20 protein-coding genes and 1 tRNA gene are annotated in these 19,648 nt (G+C 36.2%); 8 read left to right on the forward strand and 13 right to left on the reverse strand.

Annotation, left to right across the window (positions count from 1 at the left end; genetic code table 11):
• Window positions 1-2: 2 nt before the first annotated feature.
• Window positions 3-983 (reverse strand): hypothetical protein, encoded by a 981-nt coding sequence (locus tag K8B81_RS10445; RefSeq protein WP_223681369.1) that lies wholly within the window; start codon window positions 981-983, stop codon window positions 3-5.
• Between the two features lie 203 nt (window positions 984-1,186).
• The gene (locus tag K8B81_RS10450) at window positions 1,187-1,486 is read right to left on the reverse strand and encodes a hypothetical protein (RefSeq protein ID WP_025572521.1); all 300 of its coding nucleotides are present in this window, start codon (window positions 1,484-1,486) and stop codon (window positions 1,187-1,189) included.
• A gap of 130 nt (window positions 1,487-1,616) precedes the next feature.
• On the opposite strand from K8B81_RS10450, the gene K8B81_RS10455 reads away from it, so the two are divergent.
• The 7 genes from K8B81_RS10455 to K8B81_RS10485 all read left to right on the forward strand — a co-directional run bounded on the left by K8B81_RS10455 (window position 1,617) and on the right by K8B81_RS10485 (window position 8,183).
• On the forward strand, window positions 1,617-2,198 hold the full coding sequence (locus tag K8B81_RS10455) for an RNA polymerase sigma factor (RefSeq protein ID WP_223681372.1): 582 nt from the start codon (window positions 1,617-1,619) through the stop codon (window positions 2,196-2,198).
• 6 nt (window positions 2,199-2,204) lie between these two features.
• Entirely contained in the window at window positions 2,205-2,930 is a 726-nt protein-coding gene (locus K8B81_RS10460) for a tetratricopeptide repeat protein (RefSeq protein ID WP_223681374.1), read from the forward strand.
• A 180-nt stretch (window positions 2,931-3,110) separates the two neighbouring features.
• Window positions 3,111-4,760: a S41 family peptidase gene (locus K8B81_RS10465; protein WP_223681376.1), complete on the forward strand. Its 1,650-nt coding sequence runs from the start codon at window positions 3,111-3,113 to the stop codon at window positions 4,758-4,760.
• 246 nt (window positions 4,761-5,006) lie between these two features.
• Window positions 5,007-5,774 (forward strand): TatD family hydrolase, encoded by a 768-nt coding sequence (locus K8B81_RS10470; RefSeq protein ID WP_223681416.1) that lies wholly within the window; start codon window positions 5,007-5,009, stop codon window positions 5,772-5,774.
• 63 nt (window positions 5,775-5,837) lie between these two features.
• The gene (locus tag K8B81_RS10475) at window positions 5,838-6,974 is read left to right on the forward strand and encodes a 1-acyl-sn-glycerol-3-phosphate acyltransferase (protein ID WP_223681378.1); all 1,137 of its coding nucleotides are present in this window, start codon (window positions 5,838-5,840) and stop codon (window positions 6,972-6,974) included.
• Window positions 6,964-8,001, forward strand: coding sequence for an asparaginase (locus tag K8B81_RS10480; protein ID WP_223681380.1), 1,038 nt, complete (start codon window positions 6,964-6,966; stop codon window positions 7,999-8,001). The genes K8B81_RS10475 and K8B81_RS10480 overlap by 11 nt, the downstream gene beginning before the upstream one ends.
• Window positions 8,002-8,096: 95 nt before the next feature.
• A tRNA-Ser gene (locus K8B81_RS10485) sits at window positions 8,097-8,183 on the forward strand.
• A gap of 192 nt (window positions 8,184-8,375) precedes the next feature.
• Here K8B81_RS10485 and K8B81_RS10490 read toward each other — a convergent pair.
• The 7 genes from K8B81_RS10490 to K8B81_RS10520 form a co-directional block, all read right to left on the reverse strand.
• A complete protein-coding gene (locus tag K8B81_RS10490; protein ID WP_223681381.1) occupies window positions 8,376-9,152 on the reverse strand; it encodes an SGNH/GDSL hydrolase family protein in 777 nt (258 codons plus the stop codon).
• Window positions 9,153-9,219: 67 nt separating this feature from the next.
• Window positions 9,220-10,002, reverse strand: a complete 783-nt coding sequence (locus tag K8B81_RS10495; RefSeq protein ID WP_025572540.1) for a DUF3050 domain-containing protein — start codon at window positions 10,000-10,002, stop codon at window positions 9,220-9,222.
• Window positions 10,003-10,091: 89 nt separating this feature from the next.
• Complete coding sequence (locus K8B81_RS10500) at window positions 10,092-11,270, reverse strand: acyl-CoA dehydrogenase family protein (protein WP_025572541.1); 1,179 nt, start codon at window positions 11,268-11,270, stop codon at window positions 10,092-10,094.
• A gap of 159 nt (window positions 11,271-11,429) precedes the next feature.
• Window positions 11,430-12,137, reverse strand: coding sequence for a tRNA1(Val) (adenine(37)-N6)-methyltransferase (locus tag K8B81_RS10505; RefSeq protein WP_223681383.1), 708 nt, complete (start codon window positions 12,135-12,137; stop codon window positions 11,430-11,432).
• A 136-nt stretch (window positions 12,138-12,273) separates the two neighbouring features.
• Window positions 12,274-12,507: a four helix bundle protein gene (locus K8B81_RS21050; protein WP_223681417.1), complete on the reverse strand. Its 234-nt coding sequence runs from the start codon at window positions 12,505-12,507 to the stop codon at window positions 12,274-12,276.
• A gap of 281 nt (window positions 12,508-12,788) precedes the next feature.
• The gene (gene rimM / locus K8B81_RS10515) at window positions 12,789-13,313 is read right to left on the reverse strand and encodes a ribosome maturation factor RimM (RefSeq protein WP_223681385.1); all 525 of its coding nucleotides are present in this window, start codon (window positions 13,311-13,313) and stop codon (window positions 12,789-12,791) included.
• A 15-nt stretch (window positions 13,314-13,328) separates the two neighbouring features.
• Window positions 13,329-13,898 (reverse strand): 30S ribosomal protein S16, encoded by a 570-nt coding sequence (locus K8B81_RS10520; RefSeq protein ID WP_223681387.1) that lies wholly within the window; start codon window positions 13,896-13,898, stop codon window positions 13,329-13,331.
• 237 nt (window positions 13,899-14,135) lie between these two features.
• On the opposite strand from K8B81_RS10520, the gene K8B81_RS10525 reads away from it, so the two are divergent.
• Window positions 14,136-14,486 (forward strand): RNA recognition motif domain-containing protein, encoded by a 351-nt coding sequence (locus K8B81_RS10525; RefSeq protein ID WP_025571406.1) that lies wholly within the window; start codon window positions 14,136-14,138, stop codon window positions 14,484-14,486.
• A 131-nt stretch (window positions 14,487-14,617) separates the two neighbouring features.
• On the opposite strand, the gene leuB is transcribed toward K8B81_RS10525, so the two are convergent.
• The 4 genes from leuB to leuC all read right to left on the reverse strand — a co-directional run bounded on the left by leuB (window position 14,618) and on the right by leuC (window position 19,472).
• Window positions 14,618-15,673 (reverse strand): 3-isopropylmalate dehydrogenase, encoded by a 1,056-nt coding sequence (gene leuB / locus K8B81_RS10530; RefSeq protein ID WP_223681388.1) that lies wholly within the window; start codon window positions 15,671-15,673, stop codon window positions 14,618-14,620.
• A gap of 49 nt (window positions 15,674-15,722) precedes the next feature.
• The gene (locus tag K8B81_RS10535; protein WP_223681389.1) at window positions 15,723-17,246 is read right to left on the reverse strand and encodes an alpha-isopropylmalate synthase regulatory domain-containing protein; all 1,524 of its coding nucleotides are present in this window, start codon (window positions 17,244-17,246) and stop codon (window positions 15,723-15,725) included.
• A 128-nt stretch (window positions 17,247-17,374) separates the two neighbouring features.
• Window positions 17,375-17,971, reverse strand: coding sequence for a 3-isopropylmalate dehydratase small subunit (leuD, locus tag K8B81_RS10540; protein WP_223681390.1), 597 nt, complete (start codon window positions 17,969-17,971; stop codon window positions 17,375-17,377).
• 106 nt (window positions 17,972-18,077) lie between these two features.
• Window positions 18,078-19,472 carry a 3-isopropylmalate dehydratase large subunit gene (gene leuC, locus K8B81_RS10545; protein ID WP_223681391.1) on the reverse strand — a complete coding sequence of 465 codons (1,395 nt, stop codon included), beginning with the start codon at window positions 19,470-19,472 and terminating at the stop codon, window positions 18,078-18,080.
• Window positions 19,473-19,648: the final 176 nt, after the last annotated feature.

Raw genomic sequence — 19,648 nt, forward strand, 5'->3', positions numbered from 1 at the left:
AGTTACTGAATAGCATTGATTGCTGCTACCAGTTGTGCTTCTGAGCCTACTGTTGTTTCTGCAAGTGTAAAGGTGTAGGTTTGATTGGCAGCAATTGTCACGCCTTTGATAGCATAACGCCATTGACCGTTATCTTCTGTTGCAAAAATGATGTGACAGGCTAAACCAACGGGGATTTGTCCGTAATGTTCGCTGAACAAACCTGCAGCTGTGTAAGTGTCTAATTTTGCAAGAGCATTTGTTCCTTCGCCATCATAAGACAGGTAAATTGCACAGTTGTTGTTGTCATAACCTTCAGGAGCATCTACCAAAATAGTGGTTTTAGGTCTTGGATCGCTGTAGAAACGGTCAACGTTTGTCCATCCAAAGTTTCCAAAAGTTACATAATAATTATTTCCTTCGCCCTGTACACCGCCTTTTCCGTTGGCTCCGTCAGCACCAGCTTTGGCTTCTCTCCATACAAGTTCTTCTGCTTCATCAATAACACCGGTCCAAAGTGTCATAGTATTGTCAAGTCCGCCTGTTAAGTTTGTTGGAACAATCATACTCATAGGGCATGAAGCCTGAAGTGCAACACCGCCTTGTGTGGCTTTGATAAAGAATTCGCCACCGGATATTAAAAGATTTTTCTTTCCGTCAGCCATTAATCCCATAGTTGGTTTATTCGTTACAAGCATGCTTCCTTTGTCAAAAAGTTCAACAAATTCAATGTCAATTGCTCCGGTTACAGCATTTCCGTTTTTGGTAAGACAGTTCCCGTTGATGTTTAGCTTTACACCTTTTGCAGAAGTTATCGTAATTGTACCGTCTCCGGCTGTTGCAGTAAAATGTTGTGTTTTTCCTGCCAAAGCGTTATCTCTTACCGCTGCAAATTCTGATGCAGATGGTGGCGTAACTTTGTTATCTCCTTCGCTGTCATCACAACTTGCGAAAGCCGCTAATGCTAAAAATAATAATCCGATTTTTCTAAAATTTGTGTTCATGATTTCTAATTTTTATAAATCTGAGCTGATCTTTATCAGTTGGTTTTCAGATTCGGGTTGTTAATTTATTTTTTATGTCCTTATATCAATTCGGGTTTGATATTGTTACCCTTGTTTTCAAAATTTATTTTTTTATTCGTTTTATATGGCTATATCAACACGCTTTTAAAATTGTTACCCTTGTTTTTTATTTTTTTTTAAATTTATTTGGAAAAGCATTTTTCTTCAAAAACATTTCCGTCTTCATCCAACGCAACCAGGATTTGTTTTTTCCTTGAAATACTAATGATTAAATAAAGCCAGACAATGGACCAAAGGCCCAGTGTAGCAAAAACCAAAGTCAGCTGCAGGGAAGAATCGATTTGTTTTTTTTCTTTGGATAAAACCACATAAGGAAGTTTATCATTTTTTTCAATTACGATAAATCCGTTGCGGATTTTGTTCGACAGCGTCTGCTGGAACTTGGCAAAATCTTTCTCGGTTGTAAATTGATAACTTCCCATATTTATGTGATTTTTTGATTCTAAATAACCCTTTATTGTCTTTATATCAACTGACTTTTAAAATTGTTACCCTCTTTTTGTGTAATTTTTTTCAGATTCTTTTTTTTACTTTAGCTAATAATTTTCAATTATGGAAAAAAGCAAAATTCATCCCGACCAGAAATATATTGACGGAATTGCCGCAAATGATTCGGCCATAATCCGGTCTATCTATAAAAATTTCGTTCCCAAAGTGGTTTTTTATATCATGAATAATTCAGGAGACAAGGATCAGGCGCAGGATGTGGTTCAGGAAATCATGATTTTGCTTTTTAATCAGGCAAAAGCCAATACATTACAGCTGACTTGCCCTTTTGATGCCTACTTCTTTTTGTTATGCAAAAGGAAATGGCTTAACGAATTGAAAAAAACTTCGAATAAAGGGGTAACAATTAATGAAGATTTTGCATCTATCAATGAATCTGCTCTCGAATTGGTTGAAGAAGCCGAACAATTTGATGAAAAACAGCAACTTTTTGATACGATGTTCCAAAAATTAGGAGACAAATGCCAGGAGGTTCTAAAACTGAGTTTTGCCATTAAATCGATGGAAGAGGTTGCCGAAAAGCTAAACGTAACGTACGGTTATGTGCGTAAAAAGAAATCGTTATGTATCGGACAGCTGACACAATGGATTCAGGAAGCAAAAAAATTTAAATCTCTTAAAAAATAATTAGCCATGAACGAAGAACGCTACCTATTATTTGATCAGTATCTGCAGGGAGAAATGACTGTTGAAGAAAGAAACAGCTTTGAAAGAACGCTTTCAGAAAATCCCGAATTTGCCGCTGAATTCAGAACGTTCAAAGATGTTTTGGAACAATTAGAAAATAAATTCGGGCATGAGCAGGAAAGAGAGGCGTTTAAAGAAAACCTGTCTGCTATTGCAGATAAACATTTCAATAAAGAAAAGCCAAAAGTGTTCCCGATGCGTCCATGGTATTATGCAGCGGCAGCATCTGTAGCTATTTTATTCGGATTGTTCTTTTTTGACTACAACCAGAATCCTTCTTTTAATGATTATAACCATCCCGAACAGGCTCATTTTACAGAAAGAAGCAATGCAAATGAAAATTTGATAGAGGCAGAAAAAACGTTTAATGAAAGAAAATTCAAGGAAGCGATTCCGTTTTTTGAAGTGGTTCTTAAAAACAAAAAAACCGCTGAAATTCAATATTATTATGGGGTTTCTCTATTGCAGGCCAGTCAGTATAATAAAGCAGAAACAGTTTTTAATGAATTGAAATCAGGAAGTTCTGTTTACAAAGAAAGAGCGCTTTGGAATCTGGCTTTATTAAAATTAAAACAAAAAGATTATAATGGCTGTAAACAAATCCTGCAGACTATCTCTCAGGATTATGAAGACTATGATGAGGTTCAGGAACTTTTGGATGCTTTGGACTAGATATTTCCACTGAGGTTCACAGAGAATTTACGCAGAGATTCGCAAAGTTTAAAAATGCTTTGCGGATTTTTTTTGTTTCTAAAAAGTTTAGATAAAACGAATTTAGATTTTTTAGTTCTATATTCGATTTCTATTTTTTAGCAATTAACCAGCACTATCTACAACCTAAACCACCATTAAATGCAGAAAATTACTTTAATACTTCTTTTTTTATTTACTCAGATTACCTTTGGATATGCCAAAATTACTGAAACGGAAAAGCTTAGTGCAACCTGTAAAGTCTGGGGATTCTTAAAATATTATCACCCAAAAGTAGCCAATGGCGAATTTAATTGGGATCAGCAGCTTTTGGAAAAATTGCCGAAAATAGATAAAGCGCAAACCAAAGAAGAATTTTCCCTGATCTTAGAAAACTGGATTGATGAACTTGGCCCGGTAAAAGAAATTGCTCCGATTGCTATGCCAAAAGAAATTCAACTTTTTGATAAAAACTTTGATTTAAGCTGGTTCAATAATAAGCTGTTCTCTAAAAAACTTTCTAAGAAATTGAAATTTATTGAAGACAACAGGTTTCAAAGTGGTGAGGAATTCGGACCCGATTTTGATAGTTTTAAAAACCTGAAAAATTATCTAAATCTTGACTATAATAAAAGCGATTCCAGAATCCTAATGTTGTTTGTTTATTGGAATGTCATAGAATATTTTTTTCCGTACAAATATGTTATGGATCAAAAATGGGACAAGACTTTAGAACAAACTTTGCCATTTATTTTAGATACTAAAAATGAGTTAGAATTTTTAGCCGTAATGAAAAGAATGTCAACTAAGCTAAATGATGGTCATGTGATGTTTCATATCTATCCAAGATTAGGTGCTCCATATAAAGAGCCGGTTTATTTTCCGGCAACGGGAAAAATAATTGATGACAAATTGGTTGTTACCGAGATTTTAGGTGACAGTCTTGCAGAAGCCTATAATATTAAAATTGGTGACGTTATTGCTAAAATAAATGGTAAAACAATTAAGAATTGTATTGATGAAAATAGAGATTTAATACATGCTTCAAACGAAGCTTCGTATTTAAATAAAGTTGTAACTCCAATTCTTACTTCTGATTCTAAAAATGTAAAAGTAGAATTTCTTAAAGAGGGAAAGTTGGAAATAAAAGAAATGATCTGGTTTAATTATCATGATTCTCATCGAAATGAATTTAAGAAAGGAGCCATGAAAAAGAAGGAGAAATTCAAAATTCTGGACAATAATATTGGTTACGTTAATATGGGAGTTATCAAACCAAAAAATATTCCGGATATGATTGAAGCTTTAAAATCAACAAAGGCAATTGTTTTTGATATGAGAAATTATCCAAAAGAAACATACGCAGAGATTGCAAACTTTTTAAGTCCTAAAGAAAATAAATTTGCGACATATACCTATCCGTATCTTAATTATCCTGGAAGATATATATGGACAGAAGGAACAAATTGTGGAAGTGAAAATAAAGATAATTATAAAGGTAAAGTAATTCTGTTGTTAAATGAATACGCTTTCAGTCAGTCTGAATGGACGGCAATGTGTTTTAAAACGGCAGGAAATACAAGCATTATTGGTAGTCAGACAGCAGGAACAGATGGGAATGCATTCGAATTTGAATTTAAGCAATTTCATACTGGCTTTTCAGGTATCGGAGTTTATTATCCTGATAAACGTGAAACTCAAAGAATCGGGATTGTTCCTGATATCGAAGTTAAACCAACAATCAAAGGAATTCAGGAAGGAAGAGATGAGGTTTTGGAAAGAGCTTTAACTTTTATTGAAACGGAGAAATAGTAATTATTTGTCATTTCGATCGGAGGGAGAAATCTCACTCGTGGATCGACAAAGATTGGTAATTTCTTTGCGGAGTTTCTTGTGTGATTTCTCCTTACGTCGAAATGACAATGTTCGTAAAAAATCCGTGTCAATCAGCGTTTCACGAAGTGAATCCGCCAAACCCGCGCTCCAATCTTACGAATTGCTATTCATTTATTATTGTCGTAATTTTGGCGTTTTAAATTTTTGCAATTGAAATCTACTATTACAATCACAGATACACACACGCATTTATATTCTGAAGAGTTTGATCAGGATCGTGATGAAATGATGCAACGAGCGATAAATGCCGGAGTAACCCGTTTTTTTATTCCTGCTATTGATGCTGCAGCCACACAATCAATGTATGATCTGGAGCAAAAGTATCCGGATCATGTTTTCCTGATGATGGGGTTGCATCCCACTTACGTGAAAGATAATTATCTGGACGAGTTAAAACATGTGGAAACAGAACTTTCAAAACGAAAATTCTATGCCGTTGGCGAAATCGGAATCGATTTGTACTGGGATAAAACACATTTAAAAGAACAGCAAATTGCTTTTAGAAAACAAATCCAGCTGGCAAAACAATATAAATTGCCCATCGTGATTCATTGCCGTGAAGCTTTTGATGAAATTTTTGAAATTCTGGAAGAAGAAAAGTCCTCTGATTTGTTCGGGATTTTTCATTGTTTTACAGGAACCTACGAGCAAGCACTGCAGGCAATTTCGTATAATATGAAACTCGGAATCGGAGGTGTTGTTACATTCAAAAACGGAAAAATCGACCAATTCTTACACCAAATTGATTTAAAACATATTGTTTTAGAAACCGATTCGCCTTACCTCGCACCAATTCCATACAGAGGTAAACGCAACGAAAGCAGTTATTTAGCAAATGTAATTGCAAAACTGGCCGAAATTTACGACCTTTCAGATACAGAAATTGCAGAAGCAACAACACAAAACTCCAAAGTTGTTTTTGGGATTTAATACCCCGATTACAATATTTTAGTTTTTTTTTTGTTCTTTTGCCCACCTAAATTGATATTTATAATGCAGAAATTTGACGCTATTCGACCATTTTATGATTCTGAAGTAAATGAAGCCCTTCATGGAGTTGCCAATCATCCGATGATGAAAACCATGATGAATTTTACTTTTCCGGAATTAAATGATGAAGTCTGGAAAGAACAATTGAAGAAAACGCACTCAATTCGTGATTTTCAATGCAATTTTATTTATCAGACGATTCAAAAAGTACTCGAAAAAAGTTCAGAAGGGCTTACAACTTCAGGCTTTGATAAATTAGAAAAAAACACTCCTTATTTATTTATATCCAATCACCGCGATATTTTGCTGGATACCACTTTACTGAATGTTTGTCTTTTCGAACATGGTTTGGTTATGACGGCATCTGCAATTGGTGATAATTTAGTTAAAAAAGCATTTTTGAGCACCCTCGCAAAACTCAACAGGAACTTTTTAGTTTTAAGAGGTTTAACGCCAAGAGAAATGCTGCAAAGTTCAAAATTACTGGCAGAATATATGGGGCAGTTACTGCTTCGTGAGAACCGTTCGGTTTGGATTGCACAGCGTGAAGGTCGTACAAAAGATGGAAATGACGAAACCAATCCGGGCGTTTTAAAAATGATTGCAATGGGTTCTGATGAAGCGAATCCGATGGATTATTTCAAAAAGTTAAAGATTGTTCCGGTAGCAATTTCATACGAATACGATCCGACGGACGTTCTGAAAATGCCGCAATTAATGGCAGAAGCTAATAACGAAGTGTATGTAAAAGATAAAAATGAAGATTTCATGACTATTTTGAGTGGTATTATGGGGACTAAAAAAAGAATCCATATTTCTGTTGGAGATGTTCTGGACTCTGAAATCGATCAGATTGTGGCTGAAAACGATAATTCGAACAAACAGATTCAGGCTTTGGCACAAACCATTGACGATTCTATTTTACAGAATTACCAGTTATGGCCAACCAATTTTATTGCTTACGATATTTTAAACGAAACCAATAAATACGCTCATTTGTATAAAGAAAGTGAAAAACAGCTTTTTGAGCGTCGTTTAGAAAAGAGAATAGGAACTGACAATGGTGTTGCCAGACAAGGATTTTTGGCCATGTATGCCAATCCTGTGGTGAATAAATTAAAATACCAGGATGCCTTCTAAAGCCAAAATACTCTTAATTTATACCGGTGGGACCATCGGGATGAGCAAAGACTTTGAAACAGGGGCGCTTAAAGCTTTTGATTTCGGAAAACTGCTTAAAAATATTCCCGAAATAAAACAACTGGACTGCGAAATCGAAACGGTTTCGTTTGAAAATCCAATTGATTCTTCGAATATGAATCCTCAAATGTGGGCTAAAATTGCCACTATTATTGAGGAAAATTACAATATGTTTGACGGATTTGTCGTGCTTCACGGTTCAGATACCATGTCATATTCAGCTTCGGCATTGAGTTTTATGCTCGAAAATTTATCAAAACCTGTTGTGTTTACGGGTTCGCAATTGCCAATCGGTGATCTTCGTACCGATGCCAAAGAAAACCTGATCACAGCCATTCAGATTGCTTCACTTCAGGAAGATGGAAAGCCTGTTATAACTGAAGTCTGTCTGTATTTCGAATATAAATTATACCGAGGCAACCGTACTTCAAAAGTAAATGCCGAACATTTCAGGGCATTTACAGCACCCAATTATCCTGAATTGGTAGAGTCGGGAGTACACTTAAAATTAAACCGGCATTTATTTCTTCCGGTAAAAACCGATGCAAAACTGATTGTCCATAAAAACCTGAATAATCATGTCGCGATTATAAAAATGTTTCCCGGGATGAGCGAAACTGTTTTGGCTTCCATTTTAGCGACTAAAGATTTAAAAGGGGTTGTTCTGGAAACTTACGGCTCAGGAAACGCACCAACTGAAGACTGGTTTTTAAATTTGATTCAGAAAGCAATTCAGAATGGAATGCATATCGTAAATGTAACCCAATGCTCTGGTGGAAGCGTCAACATGGGACAATATGAAACCAGTACAGCCTTGAAGTCGTTGGGCGTTATTTCCGGAAAAGATATTACGACGGAAGCGGCTATTACCAAATTAATGTATCTGCTGGGACATACAGTTACGATTCCGCAAAACGAATTTAAAACGATTTTTGAAACAGCTTTACGAGGCGAGATTTCGCTTTAGCCGGTTTATTTTAGATAAATAAGACAAGTATTGAAAGGAATTTTTAAAAATGTTTTTCTAACTCGTTTTTTTTCATGTTATTTGCAAACCAAAATAGAGAGGTGTCCGAGTGGTTGAAGGAGCTAGCCTGGAAAGCTAGTATATGGGTAACTGTATCGAGGGTTCGAATCCCTTCCTCTCTGCGAGATAAAACCCTGCAGTTTCATTAATTGAAATTGCAGGGTTTCTTATTTCTTGAAAAACCAAAACCTCTAATCCAGCCCCGATAGAAATGATATCCTTTTGTGGCGGGGTTTGCCATAAAAGATAAAATGGATAGCGGGAGAATTGGTCTTTTGAATATGGATTTTCTGCTTCTAAAAATTAATAAATATCTAATCCTGCAATATTACTTTGACTTTCGGCAAAAGGCGCTCAATAAATAAAGCATAAGCAGATTCTGAAGGATGCAGCCCATCTGAAGCGACAAGATTTGGGTTACTCAGTCCTTGCCTGGTAATGTCAGTAATATTTACAAAAACTATTGCATTTGCTTGGCAGTAATTCTCGGCAAAAGTATTGTACTGATTGATTTCGGTGGAGATTTTTGTTTTTTGACTATCACTTAAATTTTTTGCATACGGGGTGTAAGCATAATCAGGTATCGAAACTACAATTACGTTTTTTTTGTCACCTTTTGCCAATGCAATTGCTTTGGTTACCAATTCAGGAAACTCTCTTTCATAAACAGAAAAATCTTTTCCCTGATATTGGTTGTTGACACCAATTGATAACGTCACCAGATCATAATTGGATTCGGGTTTTTGCTGGTTTATGGCCGAAATTAAATTGGTGGTTGTCCATCCGGTTGTGGCGATAACTTGTAATGAAAAGTTGGTTTCTGTATAAAACGATTTTAAACTCGTTTTGAGCTGTTCCGGAAACCGGCAGGTTTCGCAGACGCTTTGTCCAATGGTATAACTGTCTCCTAATGCTAAATAATTTATTGATTTAGCAATGGGTCCGGTTGGAATTTCCGGATTAGGGACTGTTGTTGGAGGTGTGACAGGTTCGGGAGTAACAGTCGTTTCCGAAGGGCTTTCTTCAGTGCTGCAACTCAAAAGGGCTATAGAAAGTAAAACAATAACTATTTGTTTGAACTGTGGTTTCATAATTTGTGTAAATCAGATTTCGCATCATTTCTAAACAAATAGTTACGTTAAAAAAGGATTTGTGGTTTTACACCATTTCTGCTTTCATTGAAATTTCTTCTTCAATAGCATTCCAGAGTCCGATTCTTTTTTCTAATGCAAGAATTGAAATTTCTTCTACGTCAGACCATTTTTCGGCGTCATCCCCACATAATTCTGTAATCATTTGCATGGCCATTGGACCGTGTTCATCGGCATCAAGTTCAATATGTCTTTCGAAATAATAAAGCAGTTTTGTTAAATCAACTTCAGGAAGATTTTTTTGAAAGTTCTTCAGGATTTCGGTAAACATAGCCGGAATTAAATCTTCTCTTCCAAAGGTAAAGGCAGCCGCAATCTCATGTGGTTTCCCTTGTTCTATAACACGGAAAGTGAAATCTAAAAATGATTTTACATCTGGATGTAAAGAACTTTGTTTGATGGCAACAAAAATATTATGAAGCGAATTTACCTCAGATAAAAATTTGTTGATTGCAGATGTGTCTGCACCACAGGCCTTCATTGCCTCGATATACATTTCGTAATGACTTTGTCTTTTGCCGTCAATAGTTAGGTCGGTTTCTTCAGCAAGGACAATTTCGTTGATTAAATATCGGGTTTCGGGATTTTTTGTTGGAAACCAAGGCGTAGTTGTGCAGGTCAATTTAGCCTGTAAAGCCTTTAATAGTGACATAAAGTCCCAAACTGCAAAAACATGACTTTCTAAGAAACTATGCAGGTCATCGATGCTTTGGATTTTATTGTACAAAGAATGCTGTAAAAGCATTTCCTTTTGAGGGTAAATGCGATTGTTGATGGTTTCAATATTCATAGACGTGGTATTTTTGGTAAATATAAAAAAGCTTCCCGATTAGAGGAAGCTTTTGGTATTGATTTTCAATATATTTTAATAGAGCGTTATTATTTGAATGCCGAAAGTCCTGTAACATCCATTCCTGTTATTAATAAGTGAATGTCATGAGTGCCTTCATAAGTAATGACACTTTCAAGGTTCATCATATGGCGCATGATCGAATATTCGCCTGTAATTCCCATTCCGCCCAGCATTTGTCTGGCTTCACGGGCAATGTGAATTGCCATGTCAACATTATTTCGTTTGGCCATCGAAATTTGGGCAGTAGTTGCTTTTCCTTCGTTTCTTAAAACGCCCAATCTCCAGGTTAATAATTGCGCTTTTGTGATTTCAGTAATCATTTCGGCCAGTTTTTTCTGCTGTAATTGTGTTCCTCCAATAGGTTTTCCAAACTGGATTCTTTCTTTAGCATAACGTAAAGCAGTATCGTAACAGTCCATTGCCGCTCCGATTGCTCCCCAGGCTATTCCGTATCTGGCTGAATCTAAACAACCAAGCGGTGCTCCCAATCCTGATTTGTTTGGTAACAGGTTTTCTTTAGGAACCTTTACGTTATCAAAAATCAATTCGCCTGTCGAAGATGCACGAAGTGACCATTTGTTATGCGTTTCCGGCGTTGTAAATCCTTCCATACCACGCTCTACAATTAATCCGTGGATTCTGCTTTCTTCATTTTTTGCCCAGACTACGGCAATATCGGCAAATGGTGCATTCGAAATCCACATTTTAGCACCATTTAAGAGATAGTGATCGCCCATATCCTTAAAATTGGTAATCATGCTTCCGGGGTCAGAACCGTGATCTGGTTCGGTTAAACCAAAACAGCCCATCCATTCCCCTGTGGCCAGTTTTGGCAGATATTTCATTCGCTGTTCCTCATTCCCGTATTTCCAGATAGGATACATTACTAAAGAAGATTGTACGGATGAGGTTGACCGAACACCGGAATCTCCACGCTCTATTTCCTGCATGATCAGTCCGTATGAAATCTGGTCTAAACCTGCTCCGCCATATTCTACAGGAATATAAGGTCCAAATCCGCCAATTTCTCCAAGACCTTTTATGATTTGTTTTGGAAATTCGGCTTTTTGAGCATATTCTTCTATAATTGGAGAAACTTCACGCTTTACCCATGCACGTGCCGACTCGCGAACCAATTTGTGCTCATCAGTTAATAAATCGTCAAGGTTATAGTAATCAGGTGCTTGAAATAAATCAGGTTTCATGGTACGATAGTTTTATAAATACAAATCTACATAAAGAAATATAACAAAACTAATAGTTATTGTTGTAAAAATAAAACATTGAACTTGTTTAGATGTTTAAAAGTAACTAACTATATTTTTTTAGTGGATTTGAATCATCTGAAGATTAAAAAGGAGGGATTACATTTTAAGGTAAAAATCTTTTGTTAATTCAATATAATCCTTTGTATAAACATGTCTGTCAGTTTCGATAATTAATTCATCGATTTCGGTTTCCGGATTTTCGTTCCGGCTAAAAGCCAGTAAACTGCGTTTGATTTCTGAAGTTGGGGTTCCTTTTACGTGTGTAATTTTTGTTGGATATAATTCAGCTTCTTTGGCTAAAGCTATAAAGTTTTTTTCTTCTTTGAATGGAAGGATCACTGCAAATATTCCATTTTCTGAAAGCAATAAGTCCGCTGCTTCAACCAATTCTTCAAAAGGCATTGCATCCTGAAAACGCGCTAAATCGCGTTGTTCATTTTCGGTTTTATAATCTTCAGAGTAAAAAGGAGGATTAGAGACAATCAAATCGTATTCATCTTCCGGTTCTTCAATAAATTCGTCTAAACCGGCATGAAAACAGAATAATCTATCACTCCAGGGTGAGTTTTCGAAATTTTCTACCGCTTGTTCGTAAGCATCCTCGTCAATTTCCAGTGCATCGATTTGTTGTGCTTGGCTCCTTTGAGCAAGCATTAAAGCGATGACTCCGGTTCCTGCACCAATATCTAAAACACTAAACGGATTATGTTTTATTGGAGCCCAGGCGCCTAACAAAACACCATCGGTTCCAACTTTCATTGCTGTTTTGTCTTGTTGAACAGAAAATTGTTTGAATTGAAACATAAAATAAAATTCCAAATTTTTTAAATTCCAAATTCCAATTTGAAAGGGGAATTTCAATAAAAGAAATTCCAAATTCCAAATGCAACACGGATTAAATTATGTAGTTTGAACTGCAAAAATAAGATTAAAATCTCAATTAATTATTTTGTTGTTTTGTGATTATGGCTGATAGAATTTTTCGTAATTCTTCTACTTCGAATAGTAAAGAATCTGATAGTATTCTTTGGTCGGGATTTAATTCATGCAATAGTCGTAACCAGAATTTAGATTCTTTTGCTTCTTTTCGAGAGATTTTAAGTCTAAAGATTAAATCTTTGTCTCCAAGTTTTTCATTTGCTTCATATAATTTGCACCCACAGAACCTGAGGATCTAACTAATTGTTTTCCATCTTCAATATTGGATGTTGTTTTAGGTAAGTTTTAATATAAGTTCGGCATTCTTTTGCAAACAGGAAAGTCCTTTCCTCTAAATCGTAAGGTTTATTCATAGTGAAAATTCGAATATTGAAATCTCAAATACCGATAAAGATATAATAATATTTTAAAAATAAGTTTTTTCCTTCAAATTAATATAAGGGAAATATTTGCTATTCCAAATTAGAATTTCCTTTTTCAGTTTGGAATTTGGAATTTAAAAAAATTGGAATTTACTTAAAGATACATCTCCACCAATCCTTCTGGCAGATCCATAATGACTTTTTTATTGTCCCGATCAATTTTTACAAGAAAATGATCAATCATCGGAACTAGTATTTCAACTTCGCCATTTAAAACTTCGAAAAGAGGTTGTGCAGAAGAATCATTAATAGAAGTTATTTTTCCGAAAACACCTAAACGCTGGTCTTCAATTTCAAAGCCAATAACTTCGTGGAAATAAAATTTGTTGCCGGAAAGTTTTGGCAACATAGTTAAAGGAAGATAGACACCATTTCCAACTAAGGCATCAGCGTCTTCTTCTGTATTTACATCTTCAAAACGAACTCTTAAAAAGTCGTTTTTGTGTAAAGAACTTGTTTCAATAAAAAAAGGAACCAGATGTTTGTTGTGATCAACAAACACTGATTCCAGATTTTCGTATAACTCAGGTTCGTCTGTATCTAAATAGATCAGTACTTCACCTTTGAAACTAAATTTTTTAGCGATTTTACCTAAATAAAAACATTCTTCTTTATGCATTATCGCCAGCTAAAATTATGCTTCAGTTGTTTCGTTATTCTCTTCAGCAGCAGGAGCTTCTTCAGTAGTAGCTTCAACTTCAGCAACTTCTTCTGTAGCCTCTGCAGCATTTGCAGCAGCGATAGCATCAGCTTCAGCCTGAGCTGCAGCAGCTAAACGTTTTGCATTAACTTCTTGTTCTGCTTTTAAAGCTTTAGCTTTAACATCAGCTTGTGCTTTTGATAAACCGTCTTTTTTAGCATCAACTTTTCCAGCTTTAGCCTCTAACCAAGCAGCTAATTTTGCATCTGCCTGCTCTTGAGTCAAAGCTCCTTTACGGATACCTCCATCAAGGTGGTGTTTCAATAAAGCACCTTTGTAAGAAAGGATCGCTCTTGCAGTATCAGTTGGCTGAGCACCATTGTGCAACCATTTTACTGCACTATCAAGGTTTAAGTCGATAGTTGCCGGGTTAGTGTTTGGATTGTAAGTACCGATTTTCTCTAAGTATTTACCATCTCTTTTTGAGCGTGCATCTGCAGCTACAACCCAGTAAAAAGGTTTTCCTTTTTTACCGTGTCTTTGTAATCTAATTTTTACTGACATAATCGTATGATTAAATTTTGAGGTACTCGACCTCTGTTAATTAAGGGCGCAAAGATATAATTTTTTTCTGAATTGTAGTCCAAAAACAGATTAAATAAAAAAGGAAAAAATTGATGTATTTTTTGATTTTTTTTTGATTCCGGCTTTAAAAATCAAAATAAAAGCATAAATAAACTAATCTGTAGTAGATTACAGAAAAATAAAGCTACATTTGTTTATTATTATAAATAAGTATATATGAACATTTTTGTGGGAAGCCTTCCATTCAGTATTGAGGAAGCAGATTTAAGAGAGTCTTTCGAGGCTTACGGAGCGGTAGATTCAGTAAAAATTATTACTGATAAATTTACCGGAAGAAGCAAAGGATTTGGTTTTGTTGAGATGCCAAACGACGCGGAAGCTCAAAAAGCAATTGATGAATTGAACGGAGCTGTTGTTTCAGGTCGTGCAATTGTGGTTAATAAATCTGAGCCGAAACCTGAAGGAGAAAGAAGAAGCTTCAATAACAACCGTGGAGGAGATTCTCGCGGAGGTTACGGAAACAACCGTGGTGGAAATGACCGTGGTGGAAACAGAGGAGGATATTAATATTTTTTTCTAAATATATAAAAGGGATCAATTTACATTGATCCCTTTTTTTGTTTCATGTTTTATTTGTTTCAGATTTCACGTTCCAGTAGTAACCTGAAACTTGAAGCCTGAAACAAAAAAACAACTAATTATACGTTCGCAGCTAACCAGTCACCTACTTCTTTGGTTCCGTATGCTTTGCCTCCATCAGCTAAATCTTCAGTAACTACTCCGGCTTCTAAAGCTTTGTTTACAGCATCTCTCATTGCTTTTCCTTCTTCCATCAATCCGAAGTTTTCGAACATCATAGCAGCAGATAAAACAGTAGCCATTGGGTTAGCAATATTCAATCCTGTAGCTTGTGGATAAGAACCGTGGATAGGCTCAAACAAAGATACTTCAGCTCCCATCGATGCAGAAGGCATTAATCCCATTGAACCAGAAATTACAGAAGCTTCATCTGTTAAAATGTCTCCAAATAAGTTCTCGGTAATCAATACATCATAAGAGTTTGGCCATTGTACCAAACGCATCGCAACCGCATCCACAAATTCGTAGCTTACTTCTACTTCCGGATAATCTTTTTCCATTGCCTGAACAGTTTCTCTCCATAAACGGGATGTTTCCAAAACGTTTGCTTTATCAACGCAGCATAATTTTTTAGAACGTGTCATGGCTAATTCGAAACCTTTTTTAGCTAAACGCTGTACTTCGGCTCTTGTGTAAACACAGTTGTCAAAAGCAGTATCTCCGTTGTCTTTTCTTCCTTTTTCACCAAAGTAAATCCCGCCTGTTAATTCTCTTAAGAAAACTAAGTCAGTTCCTTCGATTCTTTCTCTTTTCAATGGAGATTTGTCCAATAAAGACGGGAATGTAAATGTTGGTCTTACGTTTGCGAATAGACCTAATGCTTTACGCATTTTCAACAAACCTTGTTCCGGACGTACAGGCGCAGAAGGATCGTTATCATATTTAGGGTGTCCAATCGCTCCAAAAAGAACAGCATCAGCATTTTTACAAATTTCGTGTGTAGCATCCGGATAGGGCTCACCTACTGCATCAATTGCAGCAGCACCGGTTAAAGCTGGTTTCCAGGTGATTTCATGTCCAAATTTTTTGGCAACAGCATCTGATACTTTTACTGCCTGATCAATTACTTCTGGTCCGATTCCGTCTCCGGCTAAAAGGGCTATGTTAAATTTCATTTTATTGATATTATGGGTTTATTTACTATTTCGATTATTTATTTAAGTTTTACTGCGTGATGACATTCAGCATTTTCTGAGTAGCAATAATAGCTGCCACCGTCTGATCCGAATCTAATCCTCGGGTTTTGAATTCTTTTCCGTTATTTACCCATGTAATAATAGTTTCGCATAAAGCATCTGAACTACTTCCGGGAGGGATTCGCACTGCATAATCAATCAATTTTGGAAGTGTTAGTTTTTTGCTTTTGTAAATCTTGGTCAATGCATTCATAAAGGCGTCAAACTGACCGTCGCCCTGCGCATTTTCTTCAATAATCTCATCATTGATTTTTAAGCACAAGGTGGTTGAAGGACGCATTCCTTTTGAGTGTACTAATATATAAGATTCGATTTTGATCTTTTCTTCGTAAGTATGGCTGTCCAGAACATCTGAAATAATGTATGGAAGATCTTCCTTCGTTACGGTTTCTTTTTTGTCGCCCAATTCGATAATCCTTTGGGTAACCAATTTCAAATCTTCGTTGTTTAGTTTTAACCCTAATTCCTGAAGGTTCTTTTCGATATTGGCTTTTCCGGAAGTTTTTCCTAGAGCATATTTACGTTTTCTTCCAAAGCGTTCCGGAAGAAGATCGTTAAAATATAAATTGTTTTTGTTGTCACCATCGGCATGAATTCCGGCAGTCTGTGTAAAAACATTATCACCTACAATTGGTTTGTTGGCTGGAATTCTGTATCCTGTAAAAGTTTCAACTAATTTGCTTACAGAATACAAAGAAGTTTCTTTAATGTTGATCCTTACTTCTGGCAGGTAATCATTGATTACGGCAACAGTGCTTTCAAGCGGAGCGTTTCCGGCGCGTTCACCCATTCCGTTTACCGTTACGTGAAGTCCGTTTATACCGGCTTTTATAGCTTCCATAACATTAGCAACACTTAAATCGTAATCGTTATGAGCGTGAAAGTCAAAATGAGTATTGGGATATTTTGCTGTAATAGTCGAAATAAATTCGAAAGCCTGAGATGGAATCAAGACTCCCAAAGTGTCTGGAAGCAGAATTCTTTTTACAGGTTGCTGCGTTAAGAAATCTAAATATTGAAAAACATATTCAGGAGAATTACGCATTCCGTTGCTCCAGTCTTCCAGGTAAACATTAGTTTCAATATTATTTTCTTTTGCTAACGCTATTGTTTGGGCTATTTCAGAAAAGTGTTGTTCCGGAGTTTTTTTTAATTGATGTGTCAGGTGGTTCAGAGAGCCTTTCGTCAATAAATTCTGGACTTTGGCACCTGATTTTTTCATCCAGTCTATAGAAAGGCCGCCGTCAACAAAAGTAAGGACTTCAATTCTGCCGGTGTATCCTTTTTCTTCGGCCCACGACATAATGCCGCTGACCCCCTGAAATTCGCCTTCACTCACACGTGCTGAAGCAATTTCGATTCTGTCAATATTTAATTCTTCCAGCAATAATTGTGCAATGGTCAGTTTTTCTGCAGCAGAAAAAGATACTCCTGAGGTTTGTTCACCATCACGGAGCGTTGTATCCATTATTTCAATTTTTCTTTTTTCCATATTAAATATGAGATGACTTTTGTGTGATTTGATAAGTATCGAATCAAATTTTGTAAAATTGTAAAAAGCAGTTATGAAGCCCAACTTAAGAATTGAAACTTACATAACTGCATTTGAGTTGGTTGTGTTTAGTAAGGAAGCTTATCAGCGAAAGCTTTAATATCTTCCTTAATGTTTTGTAAATAATCAATATCATCAAACCCATTGATCATATTGTTCTTTTTGTATCCGTTGATCGCAAATGATTCCTGTTCACCTGTTGACAATAAAGTAATAGTCTGAGCCGGAAGATTGATTTCTAATTCTGTTTTTGGATCAGCTTCGATAGCTTTGAAAATGTTTTCCAAAAATTCAGGGCTGATTTGTACTGGTAAAACACCAATATTTAAACAGTTTCCTTTGAAGATGTCAGCAAAGAAAGAAGAAACTACTGCACGAAATCCGTAATCGTAAACCGCCCATGCAGCGTGCTCCCTAGAAGATCCAGAACCGAAGTTTTTTCCTCCTACAAGGATTTTTCCGCTGTAAGTTGGGTTGTTTAAAACGAAATCTGCTTTTGGGGTATCGTCACCATTATATCTCCAGTCTCTGAAAAGGTTGTCTCCAAAACCTTCACGTTTTGTCGCTTTCAGGAAACGAGCCGGGATGATTTGATCTGTATCTACGTTCTCAATTGGCAGTGGCACTGCACTGCTGGTAAGTATATTAAATTTATCGTATGCCATTTTAATTTTAGATTTTTGGATTTTAGATTTTAGATTTTCTGAAAGCGAGAATCTTTATTAACCTAAAAACAATTTTAATTGATTTTGAAATTGTTATTGCACTTGACTAGAACAATTCTCTCGGGTCAGTCAATTTTCCTGTTACAGCCGCTGCTGCTGCCATAATTGGACTTGCTAAAAGCGTTCTGGAACCAGGACCCTGACGACCTTCAAAGTTTCTGTTTGAAGTACTTACTGCATATTTTCCAGCAGGAACTTTATCGTCGTTCATTGCTAAACAAGCAGAACATCCAGGCTGACGTAATACGAAACCAGCTTCTGTCAAAATATCTAAAATTCCTTCTTCTTTAATTTGTGCTTCAACTACGTGAGATCCAGGAACTAACCAGGCAGTAACATTATCCGCTTTTTTTCTTCCTTTTACAATTTCGGCGAAAGCTCTAAAATCTTCAATACGTCCGTTTGTACAGCTTCCTAAGAAAACGTAATCGATTTGTTTTCCGATCATTACGTCGTCTTCGTTGAAGCCCATGTAAGCTAACGATTTTTTGTACGTTTCCTCGCCGCCTTCAACTTCTTTAGCGTTCGGGATATGTTTGGTGATACCAATTCCCATTCCAGGATTAGTACCGTAAGTAATCATTGGTTCGATATCTTCAGCTCTGATGTTTAATTCAGCATCAAAAACAGCATCTGGATCTGTTTTAAGTGTTTTCCAGTATTCAACAGCTTTAGTCCAGGCTTCTCCTTTTGGAGCATATAATCTTCCTTCTAAGAAATCGAAAGTAGTCTGGTCAGGAGCGATCATTCCGCCACGAGCGCCCATTTCGATACTTAGGTTACAAACTGTCATACGGCCTTCCATAGTCATGTTTTCAAAAACATTACCTGCGTATTCAACAAAGTAACCTGTTCCTCCAGAAGTAGTTAATTGAGCAATAATATAAAGCGCAACGTCTTTTGGTCCAACTCCTTTACTTAGTTGTCCGTTTACGTTGATACGCATTTTCTTTGGTTTAGGCTGCATAATACATTGCGTAGAAAGCACCATTTCAACCTCAGAGGTTCCGATACCAAAAGCAATAGCTCCAAAAGCACCGTGAGTAGATGTATGTGAATCCCCGCATACAATAGTAGCGCCTGGCAAAGTAATTCCGTTTTCAGGACCAACTACGTGTACAATTCCATTTTTTTGGTGACCTAATCCCCAGTGCGAAATTCCGTATTCATTCGCATTGTCTTCAAGAGCTTTCAGCTGGTTTGCAGATAAAGGATCCTGAACAGGCAGGTGTTGGTTTATGGTTGGTGTATTGTGGTCAGCAGTTGCAAAAGTACGTTCCGGGTATAAAACGTTAACGCCTCTTGATTTTAATCCTAAAAAAGCAACAGGACTCGTAACTTCATGAATGAAATGACGGTCAATAAAAAACACATCTGGTCCATCTTCAATTTTACGCACAACGTGTGAATCCCATACTTTGTCAAATAATGTCTTACTCATTTTTTATTTTTTTTAATTGTAATTTATATAATCACAGCATTCCTGTTCATATAATAGCAAAACAAAAGTAAAAAAAGATACAAAATCGTCAATTTTAATATTTCATTATATACGATGCCCAAACTAAAAACAAATTAAAAATGTGCTTTTGTGCACTCAGTTTTGACGGAATAATG

Source organism: Flavobacterium hibisci (assembly GCF_020026925.1).
Taxonomy (GTDB): Bacteria; Bacteroidota; Bacteroidia; order Flavobacteriales; family Flavobacteriaceae; genus Flavobacterium; species Flavobacterium hibisci.